Source organism: Vibrio sp. D420a (genome assembly GCF_030248625.1).
Taxonomy (GTDB): Bacteria; Pseudomonadota; Gammaproteobacteria; order Enterobacterales; family Vibrionaceae; genus Vibrio; species Vibrio fortis_A.
In genome coordinates, this window is the sequence record NZ_JAHGAN010000002.1 from 333,548 (window position 1) to 348,757 (window position 15,210).

Below are 15,210 nucleotides of genomic sequence, written 5' to 3' on the forward strand. Positions count from 1 at the left end.
CTTTCAGAAAATCGTTTGCATATAGAATTAAAGCACTTCGATTGATCTCAGCTAAAATTAATCAAGACAGAATACCGTACGAGGCCTTTCATTCTATTAAATAAAGTGGATAATAGCCCCGTAAATTAACACCTAATAAATGTGAGTCCATTATGTCTTCTGAAGCAACTATGCTAGAACGCTGCCAATCTAAATGTGAACTATGTGGTTCTGATTCTTCTCTTACTGCATACGCAGTACCACCACACAGCCACGTTACGGTAGACCACGGCATCATGGTATGTGACAAGTGTCTTGGTGAGATTGACGATCCTAAAGACATCAACCACTGGCGTTGTCTAACAGACAGCATGTGGAGCCAAGAGCCACCTGTACAAGTAACAGCATGGCGCCAACTAACGCGTCTAAACACAGAAAGCTGGGCGCAAGACGCACTAGACATGATGTACATGGAAGAAGAAACATCTGTTTGGGCTCAAATCGGCATGTCTGCTGATGATAAGCCTCTTGATTGCAACGGCGTTGAACTGAAAAAAGGTGACGACGTAACAGTAATCAAGGACCTGCCAGTTAAAGGGACTAACCAAGTAATCAAGCAAGGTACAGTTATCCGCGGTATCAGCGTTGGTGACGACCCTAAACTGGTTTCTGGTAAAACAAACGGTGGTCAGTCTATGTACGTGATCGCTGAGTTCTGCCGTAAGAAGTAATCGCTTCTGCCAAAAACTCAAAAAGGCGCTCATCGAGCGCCTTTTTAGTATCAAAACCTAGCTATTTTTCAGCCACACATCTTTGTTTTGTGCCGCTTTTTTCTTCTTTTTCTTCTTACCCGTTCCCACTGGTGGCGCGACTGGTTTAAGTGCTGCGATCAGTTCTGCAACAGCTTCTTCATCCACTTCAAAGCCTTCTACTTGCTCTCGCTCAAGACGAATCTTGTTCTTCTTCTCAATGATCTTGAAGTGGTGGTAGTCTTCATGGTCGATCAAAGACAGCGCCAAACCAACCTCTCCTGCACGACCACTTCGGCCGATACGGTGCATATAGTCTGATGGGCTACGCGGCAGATCGAAGTTAATCACAACTGGTAGCTTTTCAATGTCCAGACCACGAGCCGCAATATCAGTCGCGATAAGTACGTCGATTTCACCCAGCTTAAAGTCTTCTAGAATACGAGTACGGGAGCCCTGACCTTTATCACCATGGAATACTTCCGCAATGATACCGCGCTTGTACAGTTTATCCGCTAGGTGCTCACAGCCATTTTTTGAGTTGACAAAAATTAGAGCTTGTCGCCATTGGTTCTCTTTGATCAAATGCGCAAGTAAAGCGGTCTTACGTCCCTTCTCGACTTCAAATACACGCTGAACAAGCGTGCTTGCATTCGCGCTTTGTAGTTGAACCTCAAGCGGTTCGTTAAGTAGTTCTTCAGTCAGCGCTTGTACTTGTTCTGGGAACGTAGCAGAGAAAAGCAAAGTCTGTTTTTTAGTAGGTAACAACTTACGAATAGCGTCTAGCTCTTCCGTAAAACCTAAACTCAGCATTCGGTCAGCTTCATCGAGGATCAGCGTTTTTACACGATCCAATTTAACTGCGTTGCTAGAGACCAAATCAAGTAGTCGACCCGGTGTCGCAACAAGAATATCAGCACCACCACGTAGGGCTTGCATCTGGCGATTTACTGATACACCACCAAATACACAAACCGTTTTAATCGCACCATTAAAATGCACAGCGTATGACTTTACGCTGTCTGATACTTGCTTTGCCAATTCTCGGGTTGGAACCAAGATTAGTCCTGAAACATGGTTTCCTTTACCACGGCTTACCGGGCTTTCATGGTAAACCTGTTGTAATAGCGGCAATGCAAAAGCTGCAGTTTTGCCTGAACCCGTATTTGCGCCCGCAATAAGGTCACGGCCTTGTAATACACTCGGAATCACTTGTGCTTGAATAGGTGTTGGTTGTTGGTACTCAAGCTCAGTTAAGCGAGAAACAAGTGGCGAGATTAAACCAAGTTCAGAAAAGTTGGTTGGTGTCGTGGTATCAGTCATTAATGGAAGAGACTCAATGATAAAATAGAGCGCGCTATACTAGCGCATTTAAGCCTCTTTCCGTACTGATTTCCTAGTAATTTCCTAAATCCAAGCTCAACTAAAGCGAGCTATCAGGTAAATCTTATTAAGCGGGGCTTTGAACTCTACCAACTCATCATTGATTAAACCATCCGGCGACAGTTTGTTCCGGTTGATAGGTGTTGGGCTTGGTGAGCCATACCGCTACCGCATCCGGCTTAACGACAAGTGGACTAAAATCTATATCAAACTCCCAACTGGACTCACCACGTTGAAAGCCGTTATAAACCACCACGAAGTCATGTTCGAGCTCTCTGCCACGATTCTCACCCGCTTTCACTTGAGTTACTTGGTTCATCGCAAGTAGGACGATATGAGCAATATAGTCGCCATCCCCTTCGTAGTTTACTTTAAAGGTATTATCCGAGCGGTTTAGGCTCAAAGCGGGCTTATCGGTTTGCTGCATCGAAGGCAATGTGCGATCAAGCCAATTAAAGTAACCACGCCACTCTTTACCATCGACCACGAAGCCGGGTGTATAAACGCTGCTTACAACTCCATAAGCTTTATACAAACGCTGTTTTTGACTAAAAGCTTGGCTAGCGAATTTGTCACTCCAACCTAGATAGTTCCAATAGTCGACATGGTATGCAAGTGGGATTACCTCTTGCCAGAGTTCAGGGTGGGTTTCGAGCTTACTCAGATACTCATCAGCCGGAGGACAACTCGAGCAGCCTTCTGATGTGAATAACTCGATAATTTGAGCAGGTTGGCCTTTATGCTCCCAACTTTCAGCAAGAATAGGCGTTGAACACAGCGCAAGCGGTATACCAAGCCAATGACTTTTGCAGATACGACTCATAACGACTCCTTTCCTGATCTTTCTTATCTCACGTGCATTAAGTGCACCAAGTTATAGATAAGACCGAGTCGCCATTAATTTCCTTTCAGACACAAAAAAGCCAGCTACATGAGCTGGCTTCCATCAATTCTTATCTCGCAAGATTAACGGTAGATACCGATATCTTTTTGCATGTGACCAGACAGGTCGCTTGCGTAGTAGCTGCGAGGAGTGTTATCAACGAACAGGATATCGATGATGTGTGCAATCAGTCCTTTGAAGTTAACCGCGTAGGTCTTCTTATCCATAGAGTTTGGAACAGCGATAGTATTCATTTGCATTGCTTGAGCCATGATTGCCTCTCTATAAATTTTTTAAGTGTTTCGTCTTGTTGGTGTGAATAATAGGCGATTATTTGCAGGTTAAAAAATGACAAAAACTAGAAGTTCGGATAAGTTTTTCTAATAAAACAAACCATTAACAACCGTATAGAATACGCACTCACACAAAGTGAATTTAAATTCAAAATTACGCTTAAAAGTTGAATTTAGTACAAATTAGACTCTAAACAAAGAGGCCAAGGTCACAAAAAATTTACATAAATAAATTCTTTGCTCGCTTGGTCTCGAGAAAATAACCACTATTTAGATAAGTTATTTTGACTTTAATTTGTCTGTTCTATGTCTGACTTATTTCCATAGATAGATGCTATAACCGCGATTGTCATGGTGGTGATCAAAACACCCAATGACCAGTAAGTCGGAATCGCATATTCGCTTTCCACCAGCAGCATCTTGATACCAATAAACACCATGATGAACGCCAGTGCTGGTTTGAGGTAGATGAACTTATCCATCATGCCTTGTAGTACAAAGTACAGCGAGCGAAGACCTAATAACGCAAATACGTTAGCCGCCAAAACCAAAAACGGTTCTTGTGTCACTGCGAAGATTGCAGGGATAGAGTCTAGTGCGAACATTACATCCATGACTGCAATTGCACCAATAACTAGCATCATCGGAGTGATCATCCACTTAACGCCTTGTTTCACAATCAATGAAGCGCCATGGAACTCTTCTGTCACCGGCATCACTTTACGCAGTAGCTTCTCAGGTAGCGTGTTAACGCTCTCCTCTTCACCTTTGTCCAGCGCCAGTTTGACACCAGTAGCGATAAGGAATGCTGCAAAGACATAAAGTACCCAGTGGTATTGTGCTAGTAGCTGAGCGCCCAATGCGATCATGACAGCACGAAGTACAAGTGCACCAATCACACCCCACAGTAACGCTCTAGGACGCAAATGCTCCGGAACCTGGTACTGACCAAAGATCATTGCGAAAACGAACAGGTTATCAACGCTGAGTGACTTCTCTAACAGATAGCCTGTGATGAATGATACGGTCGCTTTCTCTGCAGTGTAGTCGCTATGAGGCGCGTAAAACTCCCAAAACAGGTAGATAGAGCCCGCGAACAGAAACGCCAACAAGAACCAAAAAATACTCCACACTGTCGCCTTTTTGATGGTCACATTACCACCACGGGTCTGATAAATATCGACAGACACTAACACCAAGGTGAGTAAGAAGAATCCTACGTAAGTCATCACATCAGGTGAAGTGGATAGTACGTCTTGCTGAGTTGATAATAGAGATTGAGTTGAGTTCATTATTCCTCCGGGCGGAAGAACTGATTAAAGACCTTCCGCAAACAAAACAGATCAAGATCCAAAATGGAACTCGATTGTGATTGCGTTGGTCTCGTTGAAGTGAAATATGGGATTTCACCTTTACGTACCGGATAGACTCTTGGTCTAACGAGATGACGATACGTAAACTTGCGCTAACTACTCCCCAAACGCGTGGATAATATTCCCGAATTTGTGTTTCGTCTATATAAATTTGCATTAAAAAAACAAAAAGAGGCAAAAAGCCCCTTTTGTCTATTACTGTTGTTAATCGCAGGTATCAGCCATAGATCTCAATAATCTTTGGCGTTCGTTGTTACAACCCTGCAATAGGTACAAAGTAAACAAGCGCCGACCATACCGACACCCAACCTACTACTGCTACCGCATCCAACCAGTCTTTTTTCCACATGTTCCGTCTCCTGCCAAATAGAGCAACTGACAAACATAAAGCAAAAAAGATACCAATTTAGTATTACTGTGCCTGTTTATAACAAACCAAACAGTTTTGTTCGCGTTTATGGTTCAACGCCTCTGGGTTTGCTTTTAAAAACTCAATAAAGCAGTCAGCCATGGATAACGTAGTCACAGTGCCTTCTCCTTGCATATTCAGCACAGCGTTGTAACCCTCTTTGCCTTTCATGGTATAGGCAGATGACGAGCCACGATACATCTGTTGACGCTCAACGGGTTGCCAATCACCATCACGAAAGATTTCTAGATGATGAACTCGATGCCCTATCGGTGCTTCTGCGTGGTAACAAAATCTTAGATTATGGGTATAAGGAAAACTGCCTGAACCTGTGCCAACGACGCCATTATCAAGCGCATTATTAATTGCACCTTCCAACATAGCGGCAATGGTTTCACCATTTATTTGATACGTTCCTATCGGTACGGCAAACGGTAGTAGCTTTCCGGCAATATCTGCGACTGATACATCACCAGCGTTTAAAGAATTACGCACACCACCAGCATTGTGAATTGCAAAGTCTACATCCAAACCACGTTGATTCATTGCATAGTGGAAGGATTGAGCGACAAGCGGCGCTAGCTCACTTGGCCCTTTTGCATCAGGCACCCGGACATGACGTAGCTTATCCGTTGCTGTCGCGATAATTTGCTGTTGTAGCTGGCGTACTCGCGGAAGGTACTTGTCGGTTAAGATAAACTGAATATCTTGGTCTTTTTTACATACAGAGATATGAGGATGATTGTTCAAGTACTCACAAGCGAGGTCGTGAGCCCCCCCCTGACCTACTTCACTGAGTTTTGCATCGATAAACAGACGGCGGCCAAGAAGCAGTTCATTTCGACCATTGAAGCACACTACTTTTCCAGACTCATCAAATTCAATCTCACAATGGCCTAAAGACATAGAGTGGAAGCCAGCTTGAACGACGTAGGTATCATTGATTTTTACGCCATACTCGTCATCTTTAATCAATCCAATATCGGAAAAGTCACCCTGTAACCTGTGGCTATGCCCTCCAACAATAAGTCCAATACCATCTACCTGACTCGCCATTTCCAAATCACCCTCATAACCTAAGTGACTGAGTAAAATGATCTTATTGATACCTTCTTGCTGAATTTGCTCGATGGTGGCTCTAGCCGTAGCTATGGCGTTCTCAAACGGTGTGTCGATATCTGGGTTCGCAATCAACCCCATTTGGTCGATGCTAAGGCCGAAGATAGCGACTGGCTCGCCATCAAACTCTTTTACGATGTAGCTCGCGCTACGCGTATCAGGAAGGAATGCTTTGACTTGGCTATTGTCAGCTAACGTATGAGTTTTCTTGATATCCTCATTCGATAAATTCCAGTTACCCGCCAACAAAGGAAATTGAATGCGTTTAGCAAACTCGGCAACAGGTTCATTGCCCATATCGAGTTCGTGATTTCCTAGTGTCATTGCATCGATGTTGAGTGCATTCAACAAGTCCGCATTAGCTTTTCCCTTAAACAAAGAAAAGTACAACGTCCCTTGGAAGCAGTCCCCAGCGTGGAGAAACAGCGTATCTTTGCCCTGTCGAGTGGCATCTTCTTTTAGCTGCTTGAATCGAGTTGCGATGCGAGCAAAACCACCAGCGCTTACATAAGGCTCTATGATTTGCTCATTCACTTTTAGTGATAGTTGTAATGACGTTGGTTCAAAGTATGAGTGGGTGTCATTAATATGCGCCAATACCAGTTTCGCTGGCTTATTCTTTTTTGTCATATGTTCTCTCTCTTCTTCCCTTCATACTAGGTCGGGAATCATGACAGAATCGTGAATTTTATGAAACAGCACTGCAAAAAAATACGCGTGATAGATCAATAATCACATTCGGTTCGTTTAAACTTTAGACTCTGTTTTGTGACAACAGAATACACCTAGCACAAAAAGATCGATTATGATTATAGATATCTGTTTGCTTTCAAAGCATTAGCAGATCTTTTGTTAGGAGTAAGCCTATGCAATTAGAACGAATCGAGATTTCTGGATTCAGAGGTATCAAACGGATGTCACTGGCATTCGATGAGCTCACAACGTTAATCGGTGAAAATACATGGGGTAAATCTTCACTGCTTGATGCTTTGTCTGTTGTACTCCCCGCCGATGGCGTGCCTTATCAATTCGAAATGACAGACTTTCATGTAGACTATTCCGTCTCGCACCCGCAATCGCAACACCTGCAGATTGTGCTATCCCTAAAAGCAAATGATAAATCAGAGTTGAATGCTGGGCGTTATCGCAAACTCAAGCCAATATGGGTTCAAGATGAACATGGTACTTATCGAATCTATTATCGAATCAGCGCAACGCTAGAGCAGTATGAAACCACGACTCACTATGCGTTTCTCGATTTAGACGGAAATCCACTTAAACTGCACCATTCAGAGAAGCTGGCTCAAGAACTCATGACTCTCCATCCTGTTATTCGCCTTCGAGATGCTCGTCATTTTGATCGTCCGTTTAATGGCAATGGAAATGGTAACGGCCACCAGACTCGGATTGAAAAGCGTATTGATAACACATGTCGTCGACTCATGGCGATACCAGGCCATGTCAATAAAGGTGAAATGCGCAGCAGTTTAGATTCGATGCAGAGCCTAATTGAGCACTATTTCTCTTTTAAGAGCGTTTCACGTAAAAACCCTCGCAAACAACGCGATGGACTTATGTATTCAACGGGAATCAACGACAAGAGCATTCATGAACTCGTTGAAGAGACCAACAATAAACAGACACGTTTGCTGTTTATGGGCTTACTTAATGCTTATCTTCATGCCAAAGGGCCAAATGACTTAAGACGCTGTGCACGGCCACTTTTGATCTTAGAGGATCCTGAGGGTCGTTTGCACCCAACGCACCTTGCGAGAGCCTGGAGCTTGTTACAAAAACTGCCGATGCAGAAAATCCTGACGACTAACAGTGGCGAGTTATTAGCAGCGGTGCCTTTGCACTCTATTCGCCGTCTAGTGCGTCAATCAGACAAAACCATCGCCAATCAATTGAACATCTCTCACTTTAGTAAAGACGAACTACGCCGTATTGGTTTCCATATTCGTTTTCATCGTTCGGGAGCCTTGTTCGCTCGTTGTTGGCTGCTAGTGGAGGGGGAGACGGAAGTCTGGTTGTTCAATGAGTTAGCGAATCAATGCGGCTATAACTTAGCGGCAGAAGGTGTGCAGATTATTGAATTCGCCCAATCTGGGTTAAAAGCGCTGATTAAGGTAGCTAAAGAGTTTGGTATAGATTGGCATGTCGTGACGGATGGTGATGCGGCTGGTAAGAAATACGCTGCGACTGTACTCGCGAAACTTGATAATGACCAACCTCGGCACCGACTCACAGAGTTACCAGAGAAGGACATCGAACACTACCTTTATATGAATGGCTTTGAAAGCTTCTTTAGAGATATGGTGAAGATCCCTTACGATCACCCTATTCCGCCAAAGAAAGTCCTGGCTCGAGTGTTGAAGAAGCACGCAAAGCCTGACCTGGCGCTTGCTATTGTCTCACACTGTGAAAATCGCGGTCTTGAGTGCATTCCTCTACTGCTTCGCTGGACACTTAAACGAGTCATTACCATGGCCAACGGCAACACATAGCTCTTACAATTTCACTCTTCTTCCGTCTCAAAAAGAAAAAAGGCACACCAAGTGGTGTGCCTGTATAAAAAGTCTATACAAATTAATTGGGGGTTATCTTTCACAGGGACATATCCAATCCGACAACACCATTGAAACCTACAATTACTTTTTCAATAACTTACGCTTCAACGCGGTTGGCGTGCTGTTCTGCCTTTGGAGAAGATTGAGATGATTTTTCGTGAAGCCATACGCCACTCGTCTTCATCAAGTAACCAAACACACCACCTAGCAGTAGTGAAGGCACAACTAGTTGCCAATCACCGGCAGCGGCAAACGTTGCACAAGAACCGATAAAGGTCCCTGGAATGTAAGCTAACCAGGTCTGTTTTGCTTGAATACACATGAAGAAAGCGACAATAGCAGTGATTACGTAGCCTAGGATCTCTAAACCAGCAAAAGTAGAGCCATGAATGATAACCATTGCCCAGAATACGCCTGTCATGTTAGTGAGTAAGCTGCTCAGCAGCCCTTTCACACCATCGGTAGGTGATGCGAAATAACTGGTGCACCCTAAAAAGCCAGCCCATGAGAGCAAACCAAAAGAGATAGCAATCCAGCCCCAAAGACCTGACAAAATACCTGTTGTTAACGAAATCGCGACTAATGTACTCATACTATTTCTGAACTCACAGCGCCCGTTTAGCACTAAAATGTTCAGCCTCACTAGAAATCAAGTAAGCATAGTATGGTAACTAACAAAGAAAACAGACGATCTAGGTCACAATTATAATGTATGAAAGTTACGCTTTATCAGTAGATGGAGACCGATATCGCTTATTCAACAGATACCGGTATTAAGAAAAGAGCAGAAAAGTGGTTATAGAACGGAAGGACGACTCTTCATCATGCGTTTTCCTTCACGCTTAATGCACTCAGCTAACGGGTTTTCGGCCATATCTGCACGCCAGATAAATGAGAGCGTTCTCTCCATTTCTAATTCAGGCACATTCAAAGTAACTAACTGACCCGATTCGATAAAGCGCTCAACATCAAGATATGGTAAACAAGTTAGGTAAGGTCCATTTGCCACCAAACTTCTCAACACAGGTACGTGCTCGTACTCTCGCCAAACGTCTAAATCGGCAATTAAATGATGAATAGAGCTATCAAAAACTTTGCGAGTACCTGATCCATGTTCTCGAAGTACCCATTTCGCTTGCTCAAGTTGAGCCAAACTCACTCTTTCACGCTTGGCAAATGGGTGATGTGCCGAGGCAACAACGGTGAGATGGTCTGTACACCACACTTCTTGGTGAATTCGGTTGTCATCACAGCGCCCTTCGATAACACCCAAGTCATATTGATAATCAAGAACGCCTTCAATAACCGACTGAGTACTTTGCACGCCAAGTGATATACGCATCTCTGGAAAGTCGTTATCAATAATACTGATGAGGTCTGGAACCAAGTGTTCCGCAGGGGTTTGGCTAGCGCCAAGACGTAGTTCACCACTAAGAAGATGCTGCTCATAGAAGCCCATTTCTATCTGTTGTGCATCTTGAAGAAGGCGTTTTGCTTTTGGTCTCAACCACATACCCCAATGGGTTAATGCCATTTGCTTCCCCTGTCGTTCAAACAAGGGCCTGCCTAGCATCTTTTCAAGTTGAGCGAGTGACATACTGGTAGCCGACTGAGTCAGTGCAAGCTTATCCGCCGCTTGGCTTACACTCCCGGAATCTGCAACGGCGTCAAAGACGGCAAGCTGCTTTAATGAATAACGCAAATTTCTTCCTTAATTTCTTGTAATTATCTGTATTCCGACGCTCTTTTTTTATAAAGCCTTTGAGCAATCGGTTTCATTGTACCCTGTCATTTTTCTATATCAATATTTCTGATGTGGTTTTTAAATATTATCAATTTTACCTGTACCCCCAGCACTCGTAATCTGAATGGGCAGCAACGGTTTAGTGGCTGCGATATTCACCATTCACTTAGGTATTAACACTAGGAATCACTTATGACGGATTGTTCAAGGAGGGGGTATGGCGACCAGCACTTCTGATAATCACCAACTGTTTTCGCCAACAGAAATGATGGCTGAAGCGGAGAAATTTGCACTCAGTAAAGCGAATAAAACCAGCAGCATGACAATGAGTCTTGCGATTATGGCTGGCGCATTCATCGGACTCGCTTTTCTATTCTATATCACAGTTACCACTGGCAGTGCCGACGCCGGTTGGGGTTTGAGCCGCTTAGCTGGCGGTCTTGCCTTCAGTATGGGGCTTATCTTAATCGTCATCTGTGGCGGTGAACTGTTTACCAGCTCGGTGTTATCTAGCATCTCCTGGGCAAACAAGCAGATCACCTTTGGCAAGATGCTGTCGATTTGGGGGAAAGTGTATGTAGGTAACTTTATTGGTGCGATGTTCCTACTCGCTCTTGTAAGTGCCGCAGGGCTTTATCAACTCGACGGCGGCCAATGGGGACTGAATGCGCTCAATATCGCGCAACACAAACTCCACCACATTCCGATTCAAGCATTTGCATTAGGTGTGCTGTGTAACCTACTGGTTTGTTTAGCGATTTGGCTAACCTTTAGCTCTGCTAATGCAATGACAAAAGCGATGATGACAGTACTACCCGTTGCCATGTTCGTTAGTACAGGCTTTGAGCACTGCGTGGCAAACATGTTTATGGTGCCACTGGGTATTGTGATTCAAAACTTCGCACCAGAAAGCTTTTGGACACAAATAGGCATGACATCTACTCAGTATGCCGACCTCAATGTCATGCAATTCGTCACTGCAAACTTACTACCAGTGACACTCGGCAACATCGTTGGTGGCTCTGTTCTCGTAGGCTTAGCGAATTGGAGCATCTACCGCAGACCGCAGCTTAAAGCGGCAAAAATAACAGCAATAACACAAGCAACTCAAATTACGTCAGTTAAGGAAACTACTATGAACACGAACACAATCATCAAAACAATCATGAACACGAACCCGACGACTCTATCTGTTGAAATGCCAACTGCTGTTGCTATCGACACTCTGCTAGACGCACAGCAAGTAAGCGCGCCAGTATGTGATTTAGAAGGTCGCTTAGTGGGTGTATTCTCAATTCATGACGTAATGGTCGACCTTTGGTGCCAAGACTACATCCCAACCGCTGGTCAGAAGGTTGTCGATTTAATGAGCCGCGATGTAGTAGCGATTGACGCCAATGACAAGCTTGTGGACGTTGCGGAATTCCTTTGCATCGACAAAGAGCAGCTATACCCAACATCTAGCATGGGCATTGCAACTCGCTTTACCACACTTTCTTTAGAAGAGCGTGCGAAAGCGATGAAAGTGAGCCAACCACACATGCTTCCAGTTCTTGAAAACGGCACGATGGTGGGTGTTCTAACTCGCGCTGAAGTGATGCAAGCGCTTCGCCCTATCTATGGTGACCGCCTAAACGTAGTAAAAGAGACAGAACTAGAAACGGCATAACCTCGGATAGACGAAACACGGGATAACAGCGTGTGGCTAGAAAAAATGTCTCGATTGAAGTGATACCGTTTGGATAACCCTATTCAATACGCAAGAAAACACCAATCAAAAAGACTCATGGCTTAATAACGAAAAAGGCGCGAAGCATCTGCTTTGCGCCTTTCTGTATGTATGAGACAGAGGTTAGTCTATTCGACTTACTTCTTAATACCTTCTACGTGAAGTTCCATGTCAACGTAGCTAGAAGCGCCCATGACTTTAATATCAAAGTCAGCAAGCTCTAGACGAGTTGTACCGATGAAACCTGCACGTTCGCCACCCCATGGGTCTTGACCAGCGCCGATGAACTCAGCATCGATCGTGATTGGTTTAGTCACACCGTGCAGAGTTAGGTCACCCATTACAGCCAGTTTACCATCACCGTTATCAACCACTTTTGTGCTGTTGAATGTCGCTTCAGAGAATTTACCTGCATCGATAAAGTCACCGCTACGGATGTGCTTGTCACGCTCAGCGTGGTTTGAGTCAAGGCTTGTAGTATCAACCACAACGTTCACTTTAGACGCTTCTACGTTGCTTTCATCAAATGAGAAGTCACCAGAAAATGTGTTGAAACGTCCTTTAATAAAGCTGTAACCAAGGTGGCTCACTTTGAAGTTAACAGACGCGTGTGCGCCTTTTGTATCAATCACGTAATCAGCAGCGTTCGCAGCGAAAGGCATTGCCATAGCAAAGGCTAGTCCTGTAGCGATAATTGATTTTTTCATTTTGATGCTCCTATCATTTTTCGTAGCGTATCGTCTTTGTCGATAATGTGGTGTTTAATCGCAGCCAGTGCGTGAACTGATGCCAATACAATCAGTACCCAAGCTGCATAGTAGTGTACGGTTCCTGCCAAGTCGGATTGGTTAGCAAATAACTCTCCCATACTTGGAACAGTGAACCAGTTGAAAACATCTATGCCACGACCATCTGATGTTGAGATCAAGTAGCCAGACACAAATAGAGCCAACAGATTTAGATACATGAAGCCGTGTGCAGCCTTCGCCGCCACCACTTCATAACTTTTACCTTCAACACTTGGTGACGCTGTCACTGTTTTCCAGATCAATCTGAATAGGGTCACAGCAGCCAAAATAATACCGATTGAACGATGCCAATCAGGCGCCGTTTTATACCACTCGCTGTAGTAAGAGAGGTCAACCATCCACAGGCCAACACCGAATAATCCAAAAATTGTCAGTGCTGAAACCCAGTGCAACAGTCTAGCTATTGGATTGTAGTTCTTTACATTATTACTCATGTTTCATTCCAAAAGGTTGCAGTTGGTATAGTATGAAGAGCGTACATTACTCTGTGTTGTTGAAACATATTATTTACCTAGCTTTACATAAATGACATAACTAAAACTCAAACAACATGTTCGAATAATTTGAACAAGATGATTTTACTTATAACTCAACGACCTGCTCTATCTCGTAAAGTTCATCGCTAATGTCGAGCATCTTACGCTCCATCACCTTTTGCGCGTCCTCGATTCCCTTGTTGTAATAGACAGCACCAAATTTTTTGCTGATAAAATCAACAAGAAAGTCCGCGTCAAATTGGCCTATCTCGACATCGAGCTCATCTTGCAAGTAGCGTTGCAGTACTTCGGTCATTTCAGTCTTTTGTTTTCTGTCTAACTCTATGGTCATCACTTCCTCGTAAGTCTTTCTAAATATTGTTATTTATAAATGTTAAACGCCATTAGCACGCTTACAACATAAAAATCGACACACAGCTTAATTTTGATAAAGCGATCAAGAACTGAGCCATTGTTGTTGGCAAATTACACAGTCATTACCTTACTATTCAGTTATCAACATTGTAGCCATGTATAAGGACATTCATTGTTATTAGATCTCGTGATACAGAGCATCAACCTCTTCCAAGAGGATTGCCTGAAGTTGTGCGAACATCACTACCCTACCGTTCACAATCAAGGAATCAGTGAGCACCATATTGGTAAGGCATTTGCACGACGAATGCAGCACACACTACTTAGTTTTGATCACGAGAGTATGATTCACCCACTCGATATGCTGCCACTTAATGAAACGGCACGACATTTTCGTATATCGTCTGAAATTGGTACGGTATGGGTCATCAGTCACCATATGGTGAGTGCTGGTAAAACTTGTCGTAAGAAACTTCTGGTCGATGTTCATCATTGGCTCGGCGAATACGGTTACGCAATCCAACCCAATGACCTACTCATCATTGTTTCTGACCATTGGATAAGTCGCAGCAAGCACAGTCGCGAACTGTTGCATTGGTGGATGGGTGAATTGCCGGACGAAATTACCGAGTACAGCCAACAAGGCATAACCTTGCAAGAAAGTGATTCACAGTTCGCTTCAGATTTGAACATCAACTTTGGTATAACCCCTTGCTTCATCAAATTTGGGCATCCGCTAAAACGCTCAAACAATCAACAATTAGTACGCAAGTACATTCAACTCTACGCGGTTATGCAATGGGTTTAGTTGTAACTTCAGAATTTAATACTCATCTAAGCTCATAAAGCAAAGAAATACACCAGTCACTATTAAAACTATTAGTTTGTTCGTTTATCTCTAGTAAATATATCGTTGATTTATTTCAATTTTATTTTCTCGGAATAACTAACACTTTAGTATGGGCTATTTCAATCTATTTCTAAAAGTTTGATATTGAGTCAGAAATCAACAGGGAAATGGTATTTTGATTGGTATCACGATATGCGCTCGAAATATATTAAACCTAACTCAAGCATTGCGATGCATAACACATTAACTGACTAGTATTTACTCAGCAAATCACACAGATGCAATTCATAATTCAACCGAATAAATATAATTCTCCGCAATTTATAATGTTAAATTGTTTTTATTTATATATGGATCGCGTTAATGCTTCTTTTATTAATTGACAATTTATCCACGCATGTCAATATTGTGACACAAGGAATTATTTATCCCTTTAATGGATTATCTTTAATTAAGTATGATTTTATCT

At 43.4% G+C, this 15,210-nt stretch carries 14 protein-coding genes; 4 read left to right on the forward strand and 10 right to left on the reverse strand.

Translation table 11 applies throughout. The annotated features are described in order from the left end of the window. Positions 1 to 152 precede the first annotated feature (152 nt). Positions 153 to 710 (forward strand): PhnA domain-containing protein, encoded by a 558-nt coding sequence (locus KI743_RS02380; RefSeq protein WP_032552574.1) that lies wholly within the window; start codon positions 153 to 155, stop codon positions 708 to 710. 57 nt (positions 711 to 767) lie between these two features. Here KI743_RS02380 and KI743_RS02385 read toward each other — a convergent pair whose 3' ends face one another. From KI743_RS02385 to KI743_RS02405, 5 genes are all read right to left on the reverse strand, one after another. Then, on the reverse strand, positions 768 to 2,051 hold the full coding sequence (locus tag KI743_RS02385) for a DEAD/DEAH box helicase (RefSeq protein WP_285464669.1): 1,284 nt from the start codon (positions 2,049 to 2,051) through the stop codon (positions 768 to 770). Positions 2,052 to 2,208: 157 nt separating this feature from the next. Then, on the reverse strand, positions 2,209 to 2,934 hold the full coding sequence (locus KI743_RS02390) for a DUF1223 domain-containing protein (protein ID WP_285464670.1): 726 nt from the start codon (positions 2,932 to 2,934) through the stop codon (positions 2,209 to 2,211). 143 nt (positions 2,935 to 3,077) lie between these two features. Next, complete coding sequence (locus KI743_RS02395; RefSeq protein WP_032552577.1) at positions 3,078 to 3,266, reverse strand: hypothetical protein; 189 nt, start codon at positions 3,264 to 3,266, stop codon at positions 3,078 to 3,080. 311 nt (positions 3,267 to 3,577) lie between these two features. Beyond that, on the reverse strand, positions 3,578 to 4,579 hold the full coding sequence (locus KI743_RS02400) for a TerC/Alx family metal homeostasis membrane protein (protein ID WP_285464671.1): 1,002 nt from the start codon (positions 4,577 to 4,579) through the stop codon (positions 3,578 to 3,580). A gap of 493 nt (positions 4,580 to 5,072) precedes the next feature. Continuing rightward, complete coding sequence (locus tag KI743_RS02405) at positions 5,073 to 6,818, reverse strand: bifunctional UDP-sugar hydrolase/5'-nucleotidase (protein WP_285464672.1); 1,746 nt, start codon at positions 6,816 to 6,818, stop codon at positions 5,073 to 5,075. 236 nt (positions 6,819 to 7,054) lie between these two features. On the opposite strand from KI743_RS02405, the gene KI743_RS02410 reads away from it, so the two are divergent. Then, positions 7,055 to 8,695, forward strand: a complete 1,641-nt coding sequence (locus KI743_RS02410) for an ATP-dependent endonuclease (protein ID WP_285464673.1) — start codon at positions 7,055 to 7,057, stop codon at positions 8,693 to 8,695. 160 nt (positions 8,696 to 8,855) lie between these two features. Here KI743_RS02410 and KI743_RS02415 read toward each other — a convergent pair whose 3' ends face one another. Both KI743_RS02415 and KI743_RS02420 read right to left on the reverse strand, forming a co-directional pair. Then, positions 8,856 to 9,350 (reverse strand): DUF1097 domain-containing protein, encoded by a 495-nt coding sequence (locus tag KI743_RS02415; RefSeq protein WP_032552582.1) that lies wholly within the window; start codon positions 9,348 to 9,350, stop codon positions 8,856 to 8,858. Positions 9,351 to 9,554: 204 nt separating this feature from the next. Further along, positions 9,555 to 10,460, reverse strand: a complete 906-nt coding sequence (locus KI743_RS02420; RefSeq protein WP_150869618.1) for a LysR substrate-binding domain-containing protein — start codon at positions 10,458 to 10,460, stop codon at positions 9,555 to 9,557. A gap of 259 nt (positions 10,461 to 10,719) precedes the next feature. On the opposite strand from KI743_RS02420, the gene focA reads away from it, so the two are divergent. Further along, a complete protein-coding gene (gene focA / locus KI743_RS02425) occupies positions 10,720 to 12,171 on the forward strand; it encodes a formate transporter FocA (RefSeq protein ID WP_285464675.1) in 1,452 nt (483 codons plus the stop codon). 197 nt (positions 12,172 to 12,368) lie between these two features. Here the strand turns inward: focA and KI743_RS02430 are convergent, their stop codons facing one another. The 3 genes from KI743_RS02430 to KI743_RS02440 form a co-directional block, all read right to left on the reverse strand. Next, the gene (locus KI743_RS02430; RefSeq protein WP_150869620.1) at positions 12,369 to 12,938 is read right to left on the reverse strand and encodes a YceI family protein; all 570 of its coding nucleotides are present in this window, start codon (positions 12,936 to 12,938) and stop codon (positions 12,369 to 12,371) included. Further along, positions 12,935 to 13,474: a cytochrome b gene (locus KI743_RS02435; RefSeq protein WP_032552586.1), complete on the reverse strand. Its 540-nt coding sequence runs from the start codon at positions 13,472 to 13,474 to the stop codon at positions 12,935 to 12,937. Before KI743_RS02435 ends, KI743_RS02430 begins: the two co-directional genes overlap by 4 nt. 148 nt (positions 13,475 to 13,622) lie before the next feature. Next, positions 13,623 to 13,868, reverse strand: a complete 246-nt coding sequence (locus KI743_RS02440; protein ID WP_285464677.1) for a DUF2164 domain-containing protein — start codon at positions 13,866 to 13,868, stop codon at positions 13,623 to 13,625. Between the two features lie 195 nt (positions 13,869 to 14,063). On the opposite strand from KI743_RS02440, the gene KI743_RS02445 reads away from it, so the two are divergent. Further along, positions 14,064 to 14,699, forward strand: coding sequence for a hypothetical protein (locus KI743_RS02445; protein ID WP_032552588.1), 636 nt, complete (start codon positions 14,064 to 14,066; stop codon positions 14,697 to 14,699). The last annotated feature ends 511 nt before the right edge of the window (positions 14,700 to 15,210 follow it).

Coding starts and splice junctions, on each gene's coding strand:
- KI743_RS02415 (WP_032552582.1), bottom strand. CDS start 9,350: ATGAGTACATTAGTCGCGATTTCGTTAACAACAGGTATTTTGTCAGGT.
- KI743_RS02430 (WP_150869620.1), bottom strand. CDS start 12,938: ATGAAAAAATCAATTATCGCTACAGGACTAGCCTTTGCTATGGCAATG.
- KI743_RS02405 (WP_285464672.1), bottom strand. CDS start 6,818: ATGACAAAAAAGAATAAGCCAGCGAAACTGGTATTGGCGCATATTAAT.
- KI743_RS02435 (WP_032552586.1), bottom strand. CDS start 13,474: ATGAGTAATAATGTAAAGAACTACAATCCAATAGCTAGACTGTTGCAC.
- focA (WP_285464675.1), top strand. CDS start 10,720: ATGGCGACCAGCACTTCTGATAATCACCAACTGTTTTCGCCAACAGAA.
- KI743_RS02385 (WP_285464669.1), bottom strand. CDS start 2,051: ATGACTGATACCACGACACCAACCAACTTTTCTGAACTTGGTTTAATC.
- KI743_RS02390 (WP_285464670.1), bottom strand. CDS start 2,934: ATGAGTCGTATCTGCAAAAGTCATTGGCTTGGTATACCGCTTGCGCTG.
- KI743_RS02400 (WP_285464671.1), bottom strand. CDS start 4,579: ATGAACTCAACTCAATCTCTATTATCAACTCAGCAAGACGTACTATCC.
- KI743_RS02410 (WP_285464673.1), top strand. CDS start 7,055: ATGCAATTAGAACGAATCGAGATTTCTGGATTCAGAGGTATCAAACGG.
- KI743_RS02380 (WP_032552574.1), top strand. CDS start 153: ATGTCTTCTGAAGCAACTATGCTAGAACGCTGCCAATCTAAATGTGAA.
- KI743_RS02395 (WP_032552577.1), bottom strand. CDS start 3,266: ATGGCTCAAGCAATGCAAATGAATACTATCGCTGTTCCAAACTCTATG.
- KI743_RS02440 (WP_285464677.1), bottom strand. CDS start 13,868: ATGACCATAGAGTTAGACAGAAAACAAAAGACTGAAATGACCGAAGTA.